The sequence below is a fragment of the Mucilaginibacter ginsenosidivorax genome (assembly GCF_007971525.1).
Taxonomy (GTDB): domain Bacteria; phylum Bacteroidota; class Bacteroidia; order Sphingobacteriales; family Sphingobacteriaceae; genus Mucilaginibacter; species Mucilaginibacter ginsenosidivorax.
This window is the reverse complement of sequence record NZ_CP042437.1, coordinates 4,682,625-4,699,437: the sequence shown is the minus strand read 5'-3', so window position 1 is coordinate 4,699,437 and position 16,813 is coordinate 4,682,625. Positions and strand designations below refer to the sequence as shown.

The following is a 16,813-nucleotide window of genomic DNA, read 5'->3' as shown; positions in this document are numbered from 1 at the left end:
CAGTAATTCAATAATTACTTCCTTATCTCCGCTCCTGCTTCTTTTCCTAAATTATAAATTAATTTCTGCATTACCGAGTCGATGGCTTTATCGGTCAGCGTTTTTTCAATGTCCTGGATGATGAAGCTCAGCGCGTATGATTTTTTACCGGCAGGCAACTTATCGCCCTGGTAAACGTCAAATACACTTACTTCCTTTAAAAGCTTGCGCTCGGTACGCTGGGCAATCTGTTTTAACTGACCAAACGAAACCGACTTATCTATCAGCATAGAAAGATCGCGCCTTACGGCCGGAAATTTAGAAACCTCCTGGTAAACAATCACATTTTTGCGTACCGCGTTCAGCACCATATCGAAATTAAAGTCGGCATAAAAAACCTCTTTATCTACATCGGTTTTTTTCCGGGCGTTAGCGCCAACCGGGCCAAACTTAACCAGTTGTTTACCATTCAGCATGTATTGTAAACCGAAGGCCAGTTTGCTGCAGGTGGCATCTTCAACCACAAAATCGGTGATGTTTAAGCGTTGCAAAATACCATCGACAATTGCCTTCAGGTTATAAAACGAAACCGGCTTTTGTTTTTGGTTCCACTGCTCGGCAGCATCAGCGCCTGTGATGAATACCGAGAAGCGTTGTACCTCGCTATATTTATCGTCCTTAACGCTGTATACTTTACCAAATTCATAAAACTTTAAATCGGCGGCACGGCGGTTTTGGTTATAGGCGACAGCTTCTAATCCTGAAAACAGCAAGCTTTGGCGCATTACATCAAGGTCGCTGCTCAGCGGGTTCAAAATTTTCACCGCCACGTCCAGGTTATCTGAATAGGCAGATTTTGTTAACGAGTTTGATAGTATTTCATTAAAGCCATTGGCAGTCAGCAAATCCGAGATTTGGTTTTGAACCGTATCCTTCTCCTTTTTTTGCGAATTGTTAAGCGACGCCCTGATTTGAGTTGGGATGTGAATATTATTATATCCGTAAATGCGCAGGATTTCTTCCACAATATCAACCTCGCGGGTTACATCAACACGATATGGAGGAACTTCTAATGATAGCGAATCCGCAGTTTCACCCACTATCTTAATGTCAAGCGCCTCGATGATCGCCTTGATCTCGCCATGAGTAATTTGCTGGCCAATGAGCCTGTCGATATTTTTATAAGTAACCTCAAACGCAAAAGGCGCAACCGGGGCCGGGTAATGATCAGAAATTTGCGACGATACTTTACCACCCGCAACCTGCTGAATAAGCAAAGCAGCTCGCTTTAAAGCAAATACCGGCATATCCGGGTCGGTACCACGCTCAAACCTGAACGATGCATCCGTTTTTAAACCATGACGCTTGGCCGTTTTACGTACAGATACCGAATTGAAATAAGCGCTCTCCAAAAAGATATTTTTGGTAGATTCTTTAACACCAGATTTTGCACCACCAAAAACACCGGCAATACACATTGGCTCTTCGGTGTTGCCTATTATCAGGTCGTTTTCTGATAGTTTGCGATCAACATCATCCAGGGTTTTAAAAACAGTGCCTTCCGGGTAGTTCTTAACCAGCACCTTGCCACCTGTTATTTCATCAGCATCAAAAGCATGCAGCGGCTGCCCCAATTCATGCAACACGTAGTTGGTAACATCTACAATATTGTTGATAGAACGCAGACCAATTACAGCCAACCTCTCTTTTAACCATTTTGGCGATTCTTTAACCTCAACACCGCTGATGGTTAAGCCGGCATAACGGGGGCTTGCCTGCTCATTCTCAACCACTACCTCGATCGTGCGGCTGGTATCATCAACCTTAAAATCGCTTACATCGGGTTTCCTGATCCCAATTTTCAAAAACGCGGCAATATCTCGGGCTGTACCCAGGTGCGATACGGCATCGGCACGATTAGGCGTAAGGCCTATCTCGTACATATAATCGTCGTGCAATTTAAAGTAGTTCTTAGCCAACGATCCTACTACGGCGTCGTCATCCAGTACCATGATGCCGGCATGGTCGGTACCCAAACCAATTTCATCTTCGGCACAAATCATCCCTTCAGATACCTCGCCACGGATCTTCGATTTTTTAATCGAAAATGGTTCGCCTACGGTTGGATATATGGTAGTACCTACAGTGGCTACAACCACTTTTTGGCCCGCGGCCACGTTATGGGCGCCGCAAACAATTTGCAGGTCTTCGGGGCCACCTACGTCAACTTTAGTAACGTGCAGGTGATCTGAATTGGTATGAGCAACACTCTCCTTTACAAAACCAATCACAAGCCCTTCCAGGCCACCAGGAATAGGTTGTACTTTCTCCAGGCTTTCCACCTCCAAACCGGTACCGGTAAGGATGATCGAAATTTCCTGCGGAGTTTTATCGGTATCAATAAATTCTTTAAGCCAATTATACGATATCTTCATTATTCAGAAATGATAATCGGCAAAGATACAATTTAGGGTGAATAGTGATGTGCAGATATGCAGATTTCAGATCACTGTTGTCCGGGGAAATAAAAAAGGAGGCATAACCTCCTTTTAAAAGAGTAGCTTTAGTTACCACACCAAACTATTCTTTATGCCCAAAGATAATTTTTTTAGCGGACAGCCGGTATTCGCACAATTGCTTAGTTTGATCCCCCGCCATATTGTTTCAAAGCAAAGCCAAAAGTATTCTGCCGATAGGTATTGTAAGTCATTCATGAGTTACGACCACTTGGTCACGATGCTCTACCAAGGCTTTTTCCAATGCCTTTCCCTGCGTGAATTGGTTACGGGGTTACAGGCGAACCGAAGCAGGCTTCTCCATCTGGGGTTGACCAATACCCCACGCAGGAGCACGCTGTCGGATGCCAATAGCAGGCGCCCGGCTGATTTCTTCGCGGCGGCCTATCATCAACTGTACAGATATTTCTACGGAAGTTTACCGGACAGCCGCCCTTCGCTTAAGAAGCTTTTCATTATCGATTCGACCACGATCTCCCTTTTCTCGAATATTATGGGCGGTGCAGGTATGTCGAAAAGCAATGGCAAAAGGAAAGGCGGGATAAAAGCCCACGTAATGATCGATGCGGAACATAATTTGCCCTGTTTTACCTTACTTACGGAAGCCAGGCACCACGACCTTGTATTCCTGCAGGAAGTACAGGTACCGCCAGGCTCTATAGTCGTCTTTGACCGGGCTTATACCAATTATAAACAATTCGAGGCGTGGGGCGCACAGGGCATTGCCTGGGTTACCCGGCAGAAGAATGATGCAAACTACCAGTTGTTGTCCGAATCCCCTGTTTCTACCTATTCATCCGAACAGGGGGTAATAGCTGACCAGTCCCTGCTGCTTGGACGGCATAGCAACAGGCGCAAAGTATCCCTTATCCGGGCCCGCAGGGTCGTTTTTAAGGACCCTGCCACCCAGAAAGAGCTCGCGTTCATTACCAACGAGCCCACTCTTGCGCCCGAACAGATCGCTGCTTTGTATAAAAAACGGTGGCAGATAGAATTACTGTTCAAACGCATCAAGCAGCGATACCCGTTGAGGTACTTTTTGGGGGATAATGTCAATGCTATCCAAATACAGGTCTGGTCTATGCTGATATGCGACCTCCTTGTCCAGATCGTCCTTTCCCAAGTCAACAAAGCCGGCAAACGGAAATGGTCTTACGCTAACTTAGCAGCTATGGTCAAGCATCACCTGATGACCTATATCAACCTGATGGCTTTCCTTTTTGACCCAGAGAAAGCCTTGTTGAACTACAAGCCGCCTGAACCAACTGCGGCTACGCTTTTCTAAAGGGCCTTGATTTTTGAATTACCACCTAAAACTGCCTTGATTTAATTGGGAGCCGGTTTTTTCTGTGTTTATAAATTTCCCCGGACAACAGTGATTTCAGATGTGCAGATGAACTATCTGAAAGCGATAAAAGAATAGTTACTTTGCATCTTGTATTCTTTCTTTAAAATCATCCAGAGAAATTATGCCAACGCGGCTTAAAGCCATTGAGTAATAAGGCTCCAATTCTCTTGTATTGACATGATTTGGTAATTCACTTAACACCGTTATCAAATCAGGATTATCCTTAAATAAATGTATTCGCTTCAACGCTGCAAATTTTGCGTTTCTATCATGGTCATAAAAGATAACCCATTTTAACAACGGGAATAACTCTTTTTTTCCCGAATCGCCGTGATAGATGACGTTTCTTATTCTTTGTTCTGACGTTAACTTTTCAAAAATATTTAGAAGTTCATCATCCACTTCTTTTATATCGAGCAAGGTTGATACTTTGTACTCAATTGCCTTATTATTTTTAAATAGCTTTTTTAAAAAGTTAAAACTCATAAACTAAAAGATAAAAATACATCTGCACATTTGAAATCTGTAATCTGCACATCTAACCTTACATCAAATCCCCGTCTCCAAAACTAAAATACCCATTATCAGTAATTATAAGGTGGTCAAACACACTCATATCCAGCATCCTGCCTGCGGCAGAGAGTTTTTTGGTAAGCATAATATCTTCATGACTGGGCTTAAGATTGCCCGAGGGATGGTTGTGCACCAGTATGATACCGCTGGCCTGGTATTGCAGGGCGGCATGGAAAATAATTTTAGGGTCGCAAACGGTGGCGGCTAAACCTCCTTTACTAATCAATTCTTTACCCAACACTTTTTGTGAACGGCCCAATAAAATTATCCAGAATTCTTCGTGGTTCAGGTCCATCAAATGGCGGCGCATAATGTTGTAGCCGTCACGACTGGAATTGATATAATCCGGGGCCTGGCTTTCGGTATCGTTGCGGCGGCGGCCAATTTCAAGGGCCGCTATAATAGAGATAGCCTTGGCTTCCCCTATTCCTTTAAATTTCGAAAGTTCTGAAATCGAAGCCTTTCCAAGCTTATTCAAATCATTTTCGTAATGGTGCAGGATGCGCTTGCTTAGCTCAACAGCGGTTTCATTACGGCTGCCAGAGCCTATGAGGATGGCGATCAACTCAGCATCGGTTAATGCCCGGCGGCCCTGGCCGCTGAGTTTTTCGCGCGGACGGTCGGCTTCGGCCCATGACTTTATGCCGATCTTGTTTTCGTAGTTTTCCACGGCATTAAAGTATGAAAAAGCGTGGAAACAAAAAAAGGATCGTACCAATGATACAATCCTCTTTTTTATATTGAAAAGCTATAGTTTAGCTTAAGCCGTTTACAAATTTAGTAAGCTTCGATTTATTGTTTGAAGCTTTGTTTTTGTGAATAACATTCTTTTTAGCCAAACGATCAAGCATAGAAATCACTTTACCTAACAATGCAGCAGCATCGGCTTTGGTAGTAGTGTTTCTTAATTTTTTTATAGCGTTCCTGGTTGTTTTAGCCTGGTACCTGTTGCGCAGACGCTTCGCAGCGTTTGACCTGATTCTTTTTAAAGATGATTTATGATTTGCCATCGTATAGCTTGTTATTCTTTTTTCTACTTATTTTAAGGACTGCAAATATAGGGCGATATTTTGATTATTGCAAATAGTTTTTTCAAATTAGTTTATTGGTTGATTGGGTTAGATTGAGTTGATTAAGTTACCGTTAAAGGGCAAATTAGTTGATTGGTTATTTGGGTTAGATTAGGTTGATTAAGTTGGGATGATGGCAAAGTTTTTAAAACATTTCGCAACAATGGCCTATTGTTTATATGTATACAAATCATCGTAATAAGCTCAAACGAATCAACTTAATCTCAACTCAATCAACTTAATCCAATCCAACCCAATCCAACTTAATCAACTTAACAATGACCAACAACAGCACAACCAGGTTTAGCAACCGGGTAGACGATTATGTAAAGTACCGGCCTCACTATCCCAAAACTATTGTAGAATTTTTGGAGGACGATTACGAGTTATCCACCGACAAACTTATCGCCGATATTGGCGCTGGTACCGGCATATCCACGGCCCTGTTTCTTGACGCCGGATACAAAGTTATCGCCATTGAGCCTAACCAGGAGATGCGCGCTAAATCGGTTGAGCTATTGGGCAATTATCCCGGCTTTAAGGCCATGAACGGCACCGCCGAAAATACCGGCCTGGAAAGCGGCAGTATCGACTTTATCATAGCCGGCCAGGCCTTCCACTGGTTCGACAGGGAAAAATCAAGGGCGGAGTTTAAGCGGGTGCTAACACCTGACGGGATTGTGGCACTGATATGGAACGAACGGAAAACAAGTTCGGATTTTGAGATAGAGTACGACCAACTCATCATTAAGCATGGCAATGATTATGTGAAGGTTGATCACCGTAATATCAATAATGAACAGATAGGCGCCTTTTTTGCTCCCGAAACTTTCCGACTCAACGTGTTTCCAAACAAACAGGTTTTTGATTTTGAAGGACTAACAGGGCGGCTGTTATCATCATCATACATGCCTACGTGTGACGAGGCGGGGTATGAGCCGATGATGAATGACCTGGAGATACTTTTCGCCCGGTATCAACAGGAAGGTTTTATTACCATTAATTATGATACGAAGGTATATGTGGGGAAGTTGTGAGGCAATTTGGCCCCCAATTAAATGCACATTCTCAAATACCAAAACTTAAACCCATATTTACCCTTATGAAGCGCGCCATCCTTTTAAGCCTAACGGGTATCGGGTTAATATTACTGTGCTCTTCCTGGGGCTTCTTTGCGCATTACCGCATCAACAAGCTGGCCGTTTATACCCTGCCTAAGGGTATGATAGGCTTTTACAAAGCCAATATCGATTACATTGAACAGCATGCCGTAAGCGCCGACAAACGCCGCTACGTTGACTCTACCGAAGCACCCCGGCATTTTTTTGATGCCGACCATTATGGCAAAAAACCCTGGGCCGCTATGCCGCAAAAATGGAAGGACGCCGCTGCAAAATACACCACCGATACATTAAATAAATACGGCACCGTTCCCTGGACCATCCAATACCAGTATTATAAACTGGTAAGGGCGTTTAAAACCCATGACACACTGGCTATCCTGAATACATCGGCCAACCTTGGGCATTACATTGCCGATGCTCATGTGCCGTTGCACCTTACCGTCAACTACAATGGGCAGTTTACCACCCAAACCGGCATCCATGCGCTATGGGAAAGCCACATACCCGAACTTTTTGCCGATAAGTACAATTTAAAAGCCGGCAAGGCGCGTTATATAGAAAACCCATTGGCAGAGGCTTTCCGGATTTGCAGGGCATCATTTAAAAGCGTGGATACGGTTTTACGTTTCGAGAGGATATTGAGCAAAAACTTCCCGGCCGATAAAAAGTACAGTATGGTGCTGCATGGCAAAAAAGAGGTAAAAGATTATTCGGAAGCCTACAGCCTTGCCTATCAAAAAATGTTGAAAGGCATGGTAGAACGAAAAATGCGGGCGTCCATACTTTCGGTGGGCAGCTTCTGGTATTCGGCCTGGGTAGATGCCGGGCAGCCTAACTTAAGCCCCCCAGCCCCCTAAAGGGGGAGTTTTTGATTATTCGACCGTTGACCAATACAATATGATAGGTGTTTTGTAGTTTTAAGCTTCAGTAAAATCAATTCCATGAAAAAATTAATTCCTGCTATAATTTTTCTTACCTCATTTATTTGCCATGCATCGGCGCAAAACTGCAGCCCTTTCATCAGCAATGTAAACGGCAAAAAATTCACATACATTAACCAGGGCGGCGATAGCAAGCCAATGGGATCGATGGTGTGCAATACCAATAAAAAGGATGCCGCCACCGTAAACGCCCGGATAGAGCTGTTTGATAAGACAGGCAAATCAATGGGCAGCGGAAATTCCGAAATCATATGTACCGGGCAGGCTATAAAAATTGACATGAAAACGTTTATCCCCGCGGCTTCGTTAAGGCAATTGGGTAACATGGAGATGACCGGCGATACCAAATACCTGAGCTACCCCATTAACCTTAAAAGCGGGCAAAAGCTTGATGACGGGGCGCTTAATATTAATATTGGCAACAATGGCACCCAAATGGGCCAGGTACAATTAAATATTAATAACCGCAAGGTTGAAAAGCAGGAGAAGGTAACAACCAAAGCCGGCAGCTTTGATTGCTTTAAGATAACCAATGATATCATTTTCAGGATTAGCATGATGGGTGCATCCATCCCCTTTCAAATAAAAGTGATTGAATGGTTTGCACCAAAGCTGGGCCGTTTTGCCAAATCAGAAACTTATGGCAAGGATGGAAAACTGGTGGCTACAACCCTGCTTGATGCTATTAACTGAGCTACCATCGTGGCCCTACGATTGTTTAATTAATAGGATATCTTCATTACTTCAGCAATAAGCAAATGGCTTTACAGTATTATCAAATTGAGCATAAATTCACTCAAAAACACAGTATAAAACCAAAGTCGGGGTTTAGGAAATGGTTAAAAAGCCAGCGAAATCGAAAAATAAGGAAAACAGATAAAACAGATATCCCCAATATTAAATACGGTGGTTGGGAATATTAACAATTGCCGGTAAGCATTTCCCCATAATTCCTTCACCATCAACTGCACATGTCTCCCGTAATTTGTTTATCTGCAAAAAATACGTGAAATTGTTAGCACAAAAGCAAAGCTAATATGAGAAAAAAAGCAGCTAACCTTCACAAAAAGGCAAACAGCATTGAATGGCGCAGCCACGAACCATCGCGTATTGAAACCTTTAGCGATGCTGTTTTCGCATTCGCTTTAACACTCATCATTGTATCTATCGAAGTACCCAAATCATTTGATGAGTTGATGGAGACCATGAAGGGCACCATTAGTTTTGGCGTTTGTTTCGCCCTGCTTTTCCAGATCTGGAACAACCAGAACATTTACTTTCGCAGGTACGCCCTTAATGATTTTTATACCATACTGGTAAATGCTGTACTGCTTTTTGTAGTGCTTATATATACCTATCCGTTAAAATTCCTTTCCATGTTATTGTTCTCGTTTTCGGATGGGATGTATGCCAAAAACGGCCACGAATATCCGATGATGCGCAATGGGCAAACACAACCACTCATGCTGATATATGGTGCGGGTTTTTTGGTGATATACCTGTTGTTTTATTTGATGTACCGGCACGCGGCCAAAAATGCCGCGCAAATTGGTTTAAGCGAGCGCGAACTGTTTGATACCGAAACCGTAACCGGCATCAATTTTATTGGCATGTGTATTTGTGTGGTAGTTATGTCGGTTGGCATCATTTTTCCATCCCTGGCCGGCGTTTCGGGCTTTCTGTATTGCTCAATTCCGGTTGCCTATACTGTTTGGTTTTCGCGCCGGGGCAAAAAAAGCAGAGTTTTGTTTGGCGAAGGTGTTGTTGCCAGCACTACCGCCTGATATCAGAAAGTAGGGTGTCACAACTTCCTGGCTTAAGATAAACAAGGAAAGCGTATGGTACAATCGGTCTAATGGTTAACCAATGCAATTATATATGTTTAATTTCAGTGCAGTAAGCCAGGGCTTTTATTACCCGGCTGTATTCTTGCCTGTTTTAGCCTTTATAGCTGCATAAATGGGTGGCACTACCGATACCAGTATAATTACCATTACCACAATGGTAAAATTTTCTTTGATTACCGGTATATTGCCGAAAAAGAAGCCTATCATTAAAAAACTAAGCACCCAGGCAGCCCCGCCCACAATATTGTAGAGGCTGTAACGCAAAAATGGCATATGGCCAACGCCTGCTACAAACGGCGCCACTGTGCGGATGATGGGCAAAAAGCGACTGAAGATTACCGCTTTACCGCCATGCTTATCAAAAAAAGCTTTGGTTTTAAGGTAATAATCAAGCTTCAGTATCTTATTTTGTTCTTTAAACACTTTGGGGCCAAGGTAACTGCCCAACAGATAGTTTACTGTGTTACCGGCAAATGCTGCAACTACCAGTATTATGGCCAGCAGGTAAATATCCAATCCTGAATTACCGCCGGCTATGAGGGCGCCTGCAGCAAACAGCAGCGAATCGCCGGGCAAAAATGGGGTAACAACAAAACCGGTTTCAGCAAAAATAATGGCAAACAGTATCAGGTATGTCCAACCCTGGTAGGCGCTGGTTATTTGTACCAGGTGCTTATCTATATGCAATATAAAATCGATGATGCTTTTTATTACTTCCACTTTTTTAAATTTTGCCCAAAAATAGGAATATAAACAGAAAAGCCGGACGTAATCGCTTTTAAACTTTTGCGAGGGAAGCAAATGATTGTATCTGATTACAGGATAAAATTTAATTCGCGCAAAGACGCAATGGCGCAAAGAAAAATAAGTGAATAAATTGCGGACTGGTTCTTTTGCGAGAAGAACATCTTAACCGGATTACATTCGCAATAACCGGTACCAAGTAGGATTAAACTCCCGTCTACTGCGTTTTTTTTTCCAACAAATTATTGGTTAATACTGCAGCGCCAAAGGCAACAGAATCTGTTCGGCCTACTATGCCCTGGGTATAAATGGTGTAAGCGCGTCCGTCCAATATGCTAACGTTGCTCAGTTTGTATTCTGTTTTTGTTGGAGTGCTGTGCACGTTTATAGTAAAGGTATAATTACCGGTTGGTACTTTAACATATGGTGTCAGGGTATTAAATGCAACACCTGCTTTATCGGTAAGCAAAGTATCGTTTGCCCTTAAATCCAGGGTGGCCGATGAAGGAGAACCATGCAGAAACCTTACCAGCCCACGGCCAATTGGTGGCACCGTTGCGGTATCTAACGACAGGATGGAGTTTTTGATAGTACCATTGGCCAGGTAACCTGTTAAAAAAATGGTGTACTTGGCATTGCTTCTTAAAATAGTATCTATCTCAAAAGGAATATTCAAAGCAGCGGCGGTAGCCTGCCGAAACTGCAGGGGCGGCGTAATGGTAGCCAGGGTGAAATAACCTGAGCTGGTTGGGTAAGTGTATGTAGTTGTGTTTTGCTTAACCGAATTCTGATACAAATTTAACGGTTGCACATCCGAACTTAAGTTAACAATTTGCAGCCGGGTGTTAGTACCCGTGATGTTAGATGATTTGCCGCATGATGCTGCAAAACACAGCAGCATCACCAATGGTGTGCCGGTAAGTAACCATATGAACAGACCGTTTTTATTTTTATTATTCATTTTATTATTCGCTGCCGCTATTAAATAAACCTACAAGAATACTACCGTTGCCCGCTGGCAAAGCCGTACCATACCCATAAAATGTATAAATTTTACCCGCGGTTAATGTTACGGTATCAACTTTAGGTAAAGTTGGATAGGCTGCCCGATATATACCTATGTAATGTACTCCCTGTTTAATACGGGTAAATTCTGTTGATGTTTTAAAAGCAATATTTGTCTTCCAGGGAGTATCTATCGCAGCCGTTCCAGTTCCTCTCAACACAAAACTCATATTGCCTGCACTGGCCGAAGCATTTACAAATCTTACCCGGGCATATTTGGCCTTTATTGCACTGGCGGTATCGAGCACCAGGGTATCAAGGGTACTAAATACATCGTCGCTGTTTTGGCCCGCAATATATATAGTATGATCTGTTGCCGAATCGGCCTGGAAAGGTTTGTTATAAAACGGTGTAGAAGCGCCATCAACCTTAAATGAGTAATTTTTAGTACCGGCTGGCACTGTAAGATAACCAAGCGAACCGCCTGAATAAAAAGTTGATGTATTATTAAAACGCGTACCGTTTATATAAAAATTAACACTGGCGTTTGATACATTTACCACATCAACAAGTGCGGTTACCGTTGATGTACTGGCAGGTGCATCGTTACTCTTTTTACAGGATGCCCAGCAGGCAACAGCCATTGCAATAAAAAATAAAACCTTTATCCTGGTGTTCATAGTTAAGTCCAAAGTCTTAAGTCGTAAGCCTTAAGTTTTATTAATATTCTTTTTATGTGCCTGTGGCCGTTTTTTCAATACACGAAACCAAGGTAACATTCTATCCTGATGCTTTGTCATCCTGTGGTACGAAGGATCGATCAGCCATGCATGACAAAAACTCACAGATGCCTCGTATCGAGCCATGACGTGTTGTAGTTTACACAAATATTCGTTTGAACGCCGGCTACAACTCACCCTGGCTACGCTACGCTGGCCACCCTATCTCCGGCTAAAGCCGCAAAGAGGGTAAACCCCAATTTTTCTTTTTTTCGCTCCTCTATGCGACGAAGTCGGAGAGAGGGGCAGACGGGCGGAGCCTCGTCGGGGTGAGTCGTCGCTGCCATGCGATATACCCTTTTACATTCCCATCACTAATAACTCCCACCCGAAACATTTGTTATCTGCATCGAACAAAAAAGTCCGGTTTTTAAAGCCGGACTCTTGTTTTGGATTTATAATTTAAGTTTACACTTAAGCATAGCTATTGAGCATCACCGGCATAACCAGCATCAGCACATCTTCATTTTCATCCCCACCCTGCGGCAACAGTAAGCCTGCACGGTTTGGAGTTGACATCTCCAAAGATACTTCTTCGCAACTTAAATTCTTCAACATTTCTATTAAAAATCTTGCGTTAAAACCAATTTCCATGTCATCGCCCTCGTATTGGCAGCTTAAGCGTTCGTGGGCCTCGTTTGCAAAGTCAATATCTTCTGACGATATGTTCAACTCGCTGCCGTTTATTTTAAGCCTAACCTGGTGAGTTGTTTTGTTGGCATAAATAGCCACGCGATTTAACGAACCCAGGAAGGTAAGCCTGTCGATAGTTAATTTATTAGGATTATTTTGTGGGATAACCGCTTCGTAATCAGGGTAACGCTCATCTATCAGCCTACAAACAAGGTTAATGTGGTTAAATTTAAAAAACGCACTGGTTGAATTATACTCTACAGATACGTTTACATCGTCATTAGGCAAGGCCGATTTAAGCAACGTTAAAGCTTTTTTAGGTAAAATAAACGCGGTAGTGCTTGCGGCTTTGGCATCTTTACGGCGGTAACGTACCAGTTTGTGGGCATCGGTAGCTACAAAAGTAAGATGCTGTGTGCTTAACTGGCAGTAAACACCTGTCATGGCGGGGCGCAGCTCATCGTTACTTACCGCGAAGATGGTTTTGTTAATAGCCTCGGCCAAAACAGATGCCGGCAGGTTAACTGAAGATGCATTTTCAACAACGGGTATCTTCGGAAAATCTTCACCATTTTCGCCACTTAGTTTGTATTTACCATCACCGGCGTTTATCTCGATAGCAAAGGTTTGGTCATCAACCGAAAATGCTACCGGTTGTTCCGGTAACGATTTCAGGGTCTCTAACAAAATACGCGATGGTATGGCTATGCGGCCATTTTCCTTAGCTTCAACAGTTAAGGAAGTGGTCATGCTGGTTTGCAGGTCGGTTGCAGAAATGGTTAAGTTTCCTTCCTTTATCTCGAACAAAAAGTTTTCCAGTATGGGCAAAACAGTGCTGTTGCTTAGGGCACCGCTTACTGCCTGCAGTTGTTTGAGTAAAGTTGTGGTAGAAACAATAAATCTCATATGGGTCTAATTAATCTATCAAAAATATAAAATTTAATGGGCATACTTCCGCTTGCGGATATAATGTTGAAAAATAGCACATATTAACACTAAAGCAAGCGGGCCAACCGTATTTACCAGTTGCCAGTACAATTTTTCGTTACGGATGCGGGCGCGGTTAAGCAGGCGGATCTTGATCTCTTTGGTACGCAGGGCGATAAGGCCCGAATCGTCTGTCATGTAATCGGCAATATTAAGCAGCAGGTTTTTATTGCCATAGCTTTGCTGGGTGTAATGGTCGTACCCCAGCGGATATGGCGATCCATCACGGCCAATCTGGTTTTTTAAAATGTCGCCATCGCTTATAACCACCATTTTAGTACGTACACTTTCGGGTATAATGGTTACGGCCTCGCCCAGGCTATCGGGCAGCGGGCGGTTGCGCCAGTCGGATACAAACTTACCTTCCAGCAGTACAGCAACTGTTTTTGGCGTTCCCTGGAAATCCTTGGGGTTTGGCTCCTGCTCCAATGCCTGCAGTGATAAAATATGCGGCGCGCTTATCTTTTTATTATAGGGCGACGATGCCAGCAGGATAGTTTTTTTAACGTTTTTAGTATCCAACAGATCGATTGTGCTGGCAAATTCGCTGTGTATGGCATCCAGGTTTTTTACTATCGGGTGTTTGGAATAGGGCATAAACAGCGGATAATACAACCAGGGCAGCATTTGGATTTGTGCCTGGCCGCCAACCTCACCGGTACTTACCGGTATGGGCGAACAGCTCATATCGGCAATCAAATCGTAATTGATGCGCACCCCGTAACGAAACAGCTGATCGTCAAGGTTAAGCTGCTTGGGGAACGACATTTGCTCACCGCCGTGGCCGCGCAGGCTATCCAGTTCGGCGCTTACCTGGTCAATAGTCCACAGCACTTTGCCGCCGCGCATAATGTACTGGTCAAGCTTAAACTTTTCCAGTTCGGTAAACTTCTGGTCGGGCTTGGGGATAACCAATAGTTTAATGTTTTGCAAAGCCTTAAACGGAATAGTAGCCAGGTTTAACCTGCCCACCTCGAAACCATCCGACAACGATTTCATGGCATCATTCAGCTGTAAATCGGTAAGCTCATGATGGCCTTCGGTAAAACCAATCTGCGGCTTGCCGCCGCTCACCGCCTTTTTAATAGCCGATGTAAAGGCATACTCCAGGTTTTGCACCGAGATATTGATCTGCTCCTCATCCGATGAGCCGATGCGCGTTTGCACCAGGTTTACCACCACTTCCTTGTCGCCCGATTTTACAACAGCTTCGGGGAATATTAATTTTTGCGATACGCCATCGTCAGTTTTAAAGCTGATATTTTGGCCTGTTACGCCTTTGGCTTCAAAATCCTCGTAAGCTTCTTTTTGCTTATCATCGGGCAGCTTTTTAATTGTTGATAACAGGTCGACAAATTCAAACTGGATATTACCATGGCTATAAGCCTTTAAATCGGTTATCATATCGCGGGCCGCACCTTGCAGGCGTTTCATGCCGGCAGGTAGGCCACCGCCTTGCAGGTAAACTGTAATTTTTACCGGCTTTGGCAAATCGCTTATAATTTTCCGGCTGATAGGCGATATGGTAAAGCGTTTTTCGGTGGTAAAATCAAACCGGGTAAAGGCAAATTGGGCAATAATACCTACCAATATAAAAGCCGACAGCAAGCCAACCATAACCGTAGTATTTAGCTGCTTTTGCCGCTGCTTAATCAGTATAAATAAGGTAAGCCATATAAATGCGCTGGCTACCAGTAAAAAATAAATCAAATCGCGCGTATCCAACACACCGCGGCTTACCGATTGGTAATGCTGTGTAATGCCCAGGCTTTGCAGGCCCAGATCCTGCAGGGAAAGCATCTGGCTTAATGAATCGAACCCGTTGTAAAAAAAGAAACACAGGAAAACCGCGATGGTAAAGGCAATAATCTGGTTTTTGGTGATGGACGATGCAAACAGGCCTATAGCCGCGAATGCGGCACCCAATAAAAACAACCCGATGTACGAACCGATAACGGCGCCGGTATCAATGTTGCCTTGTGGTGTGCCCAATATGCTTACCGAGTAGTAATAAATTAGCGTAGGCAGTAGTGCAAATAGTACAATGAGCAGGCAGGCAAAGTATTTGCCCAACACAATTTCCCAGTCTTTTAACGGGCGGGTAAAAAGCAGTTCAAAAGTACCTTCTTTACGTTCCTCGGCCAGCGAGCGCATGGTGATGGCCGGTATCAGGAACATGAACAGGTAGGGTGCTGTGCTAAAAAGGCTGTCGAGACCCGCGTAACCATAATCCAGGATGCTGGAATCGGGAAATACCCAAAGGAACAAACCCAAAACCAATAAAAAAACGCCAATGGTAACATAAGCCACCAGCGAGCTGAGGTATGATGTTATTTCTTTTTTGAGGATGCTAAGCACTGCTGTATATAATATGCTGAAACGCCGAAATTACGATAATAATATTTAAAGTGGAAAGGTTCATTGGAACGCGGGCATGGCGGGCAAATGTTTTTTTGGATGAATGCCTCCTATCTATCAGGCAACCCCACCAGAAAAGACCAATGAACTAATGAACAAGTGAACCAATGAACTACTTGGCATTGAATTTGCATAACGTCCATTATAAACGTAAAGAGATATGTGCCGGCTTTTGATAATTGACGATAACCCGATTGAACACCTGATTTTACAACGGATGATTGATTCAGGTAACTTGTTTCAACACGTTACACATAGTTCGGATGCCCGGTTACAAGTTGAGTCGCTTAGGGAAAACAGTGGTTTTAATGACAAGCTTCCTGATCTGATATTTTTGGATCTTCATATGCCCGATTTTAACGGGTGGGAATTCCTGGCTCAATTTAAGGAGTTAATTCCCCTTTTTAAGAAAACAGTAGACGTATATATTGTATCATCATCCATCGATCCCAGGGACTTTTCAAGATCAAAGAATTATCCGTTCGTCAAATCCTTTGTTTCAAAACCTTTTAGTAAACAAACTTTAAACGATACCTATTTAAGGTACTCGGCGGCGTAACAGGAAAAAGCTTCTAATTGGGTTAACATAACTTAACATATTTCAGATAAATATTTATAAATATTTGATAATCAGTATTTTATATTTTATCATGGTTAACATTAAAATGGCAGCCGATTTAGCGAATCCAATATTTGTGCCTGTTGTTGGCCAATACAAATCCCTTTACTATCTGGATCATTTAACCACGATCAGCCAATAAAAATAAGTTAGCGTTTGATGCTTATACCCACCTCCCCAACACAAGTAGATGCGTTTAACCAAGGGCGGCGTAAACACTTTCATCGTAA

Annotated in this window: 15 protein-coding genes; 6 read left to right on the top strand and 9 right to left on the bottom strand. The window is 43.2% G+C overall.

Annotated elements, in window-relative coordinates; genetic code table 11:
- Positions 1-14: 14 nt before the first annotated feature.
- Positions 15-2,414 (bottom strand): phenylalanine--tRNA ligase subunit beta, encoded by a 2,400-nt coding sequence (pheT, locus tag FSB76_RS19650; RefSeq protein WP_147056323.1) that lies wholly within the window; start codon positions 2,412-2,414, stop codon positions 15-17.
- Between the two features lie 154 nt (positions 2,415-2,568).
- Here pheT and FSB76_RS19645 point away from each other — a divergent pair, with 154 nt between their 5' ends.
- Complete coding sequence (locus tag FSB76_RS19645; protein WP_147052667.1) at positions 2,569-3,780, top strand: IS4 family transposase; 1,212 nt, start codon at positions 2,569-2,571, stop codon at positions 3,778-3,780.
- Positions 3,781-3,918: 138 nt separating this feature from the next.
- On the opposite strand, the gene FSB76_RS19640 is transcribed toward FSB76_RS19645, so the two are convergent.
- From FSB76_RS19640 to rpsT, 3 genes are all read right to left on the bottom strand, one after another.
- Positions 3,919-4,329 carry a hypothetical protein gene (locus tag FSB76_RS19640; RefSeq protein WP_147056322.1) on the bottom strand — a complete coding sequence of 137 codons (411 nt, stop codon included), beginning with the start codon at positions 4,327-4,329 and terminating at the stop codon, positions 3,919-3,921.
- A 58-nt stretch (positions 4,330-4,387) separates the two neighbouring features.
- Positions 4,388-5,086 carry a RadC family protein gene (gene radC / locus FSB76_RS19635; protein WP_147056320.1) on the bottom strand — a complete coding sequence of 233 codons (699 nt, stop codon included), beginning with the start codon at positions 5,084-5,086 and terminating at the stop codon, positions 4,388-4,390.
- 85 nt (positions 5,087-5,171) lie between these two features.
- Complete coding sequence (rpsT, locus tag FSB76_RS19630) at positions 5,172-5,426, bottom strand: 30S ribosomal protein S20 (protein ID WP_090642860.1); 255 nt, start codon at positions 5,424-5,426, stop codon at positions 5,172-5,174.
- A gap of 338 nt (positions 5,427-5,764) precedes the next feature.
- On the opposite strand from rpsT, the gene FSB76_RS19625 reads away from it, so the two are divergent.
- From FSB76_RS19625 to FSB76_RS19610, 4 genes are all read left to right on the top strand, one after another.
- The gene (locus FSB76_RS19625) at positions 5,765-6,523 is read left to right on the top strand and encodes a class I SAM-dependent methyltransferase (protein WP_147056318.1); all 759 of its coding nucleotides are present in this window, start codon (positions 5,765-5,767) and stop codon (positions 6,521-6,523) included.
- Positions 6,524-6,588: 65 nt separating this feature from the next.
- Positions 6,589-7,467, top strand: a complete 879-nt coding sequence (locus FSB76_RS19620; protein ID WP_225976253.1) for a zinc dependent phospholipase C family protein — start codon at positions 6,589-6,591, stop codon at positions 7,465-7,467.
- 84 nt (positions 7,468-7,551) lie between these two features.
- Positions 7,552-8,244, top strand: a complete 693-nt coding sequence (locus tag FSB76_RS19615; RefSeq protein WP_147056316.1) for a TapB family protein — start codon at positions 7,552-7,554, stop codon at positions 8,242-8,244.
- Positions 8,245-8,588: 344 nt separating this feature from the next.
- Positions 8,589-9,335: a TMEM175 family protein gene (locus FSB76_RS19610; RefSeq protein ID WP_147056314.1), complete on the top strand. Its 747-nt coding sequence runs from the start codon at positions 8,589-8,591 to the stop codon at positions 9,333-9,335.
- A 129-nt stretch (positions 9,336-9,464) separates the two neighbouring features.
- Here the strand turns inward: FSB76_RS19610 and FSB76_RS19605 are convergent, their stop codons facing one another.
- The 5 genes from FSB76_RS19605 to gldG form a co-directional block, all read right to left on the bottom strand.
- Positions 9,465-10,118 (bottom strand): DedA family protein, encoded by a 654-nt coding sequence (locus FSB76_RS19605; RefSeq protein WP_147056312.1) that lies wholly within the window; start codon positions 10,116-10,118, stop codon positions 9,465-9,467.
- Between the two features lie 241 nt (positions 10,119-10,359).
- A complete protein-coding gene (locus tag FSB76_RS19600; RefSeq protein ID WP_147056310.1) occupies positions 10,360-11,103 on the bottom strand; it encodes a DUF4397 domain-containing protein in 744 nt (247 codons plus the stop codon).
- A 4-nt stretch (positions 11,104-11,107) separates the two neighbouring features.
- On the bottom strand, positions 11,108-11,827 hold the full coding sequence (locus FSB76_RS19595) for a DUF4397 domain-containing protein (RefSeq protein ID WP_147056308.1): 720 nt from the start codon (positions 11,825-11,827) through the stop codon (positions 11,108-11,110).
- A gap of 513 nt (positions 11,828-12,340) precedes the next feature.
- Entirely contained in the window at positions 12,341-13,465 is a 1,125-nt protein-coding gene (gene dnaN, locus FSB76_RS19590) for a DNA polymerase III subunit beta (RefSeq protein WP_147056306.1), read from the bottom strand.
- 33 nt (positions 13,466-13,498) lie between these two features.
- On the bottom strand, positions 13,499-15,904 hold the full coding sequence (gene gldG / locus FSB76_RS19585) for a gliding motility-associated ABC transporter substrate-binding protein GldG (RefSeq protein ID WP_147056304.1): 2,406 nt from the start codon (positions 15,902-15,904) through the stop codon (positions 13,499-13,501).
- 220 nt (positions 15,905-16,124) lie between these two features.
- Between gldG and FSB76_RS19580 the strand changes: the two genes are divergently transcribed.
- Positions 16,125-16,523 carry a response regulator gene (locus tag FSB76_RS19580; RefSeq protein WP_147056301.1) on the top strand — a complete coding sequence of 133 codons (399 nt, stop codon included), beginning with the start codon at positions 16,125-16,127 and terminating at the stop codon, positions 16,521-16,523.
- Positions 16,524-16,813 lie beyond the last annotated feature (290 nt).

Coding starts and splice junctions, on each gene's coding strand:
- pheT (WP_147056323.1), bottom strand. CDS start 2,414: ATGAAGATATCGTATAATTGGCTTAAAGAATTTATTGATACCGATAAA.
- FSB76_RS19645 (WP_147052667.1), top strand. CDS start 2,569: ATGCCCAAAGATAATTTTTTTAGCGGACAGCCGGTATTCGCACAATTG.
- FSB76_RS19640 (WP_147056322.1), bottom strand. CDS start 4,329: ATGAGTTTTAACTTTTTAAAAAAGCTATTTAAAAATAATAAGGCAATT.
- rpsT (WP_090642860.1), bottom strand. CDS start 5,426: ATGGCAAATCATAAATCATCTTTAAAAAGAATCAGGTCAAACGCTGCG.
- FSB76_RS19625 (WP_147056318.1), top strand. CDS start 5,765: ATGACCAACAACAGCACAACCAGGTTTAGCAACCGGGTAGACGATTAT.
- FSB76_RS19620 (WP_225976253.1), top strand. CDS start 6,589: ATGAAGCGCGCCATCCTTTTAAGCCTAACGGGTATCGGGTTAATATTA.
- FSB76_RS19615 (WP_147056316.1), top strand. CDS start 7,552: ATGAAAAAATTAATTCCTGCTATAATTTTTCTTACCTCATTTATTTGC.
- FSB76_RS19610 (WP_147056314.1), top strand. CDS start 8,589: ATGAGAAAAAAAGCAGCTAACCTTCACAAAAAGGCAAACAGCATTGAA.
- FSB76_RS19600 (WP_147056310.1), bottom strand. CDS start 11,103: ATGAATAATAAAAATAAAAACGGTCTGTTCATATGGTTACTTACCGGC.
- FSB76_RS19595 (WP_147056308.1), bottom strand. CDS start 11,827: ATGAACACCAGGATAAAGGTTTTATTTTTTATTGCAATGGCTGTTGCC.
- dnaN (WP_147056306.1), bottom strand. CDS start 13,465: ATGAGATTTATTGTTTCTACCACAACTTTACTCAAACAACTGCAGGCA.
- FSB76_RS19580 (WP_147056301.1), top strand. CDS start 16,125: ATGTGCCGGCTTTTGATAATTGACGATAACCCGATTGAACACCTGATT.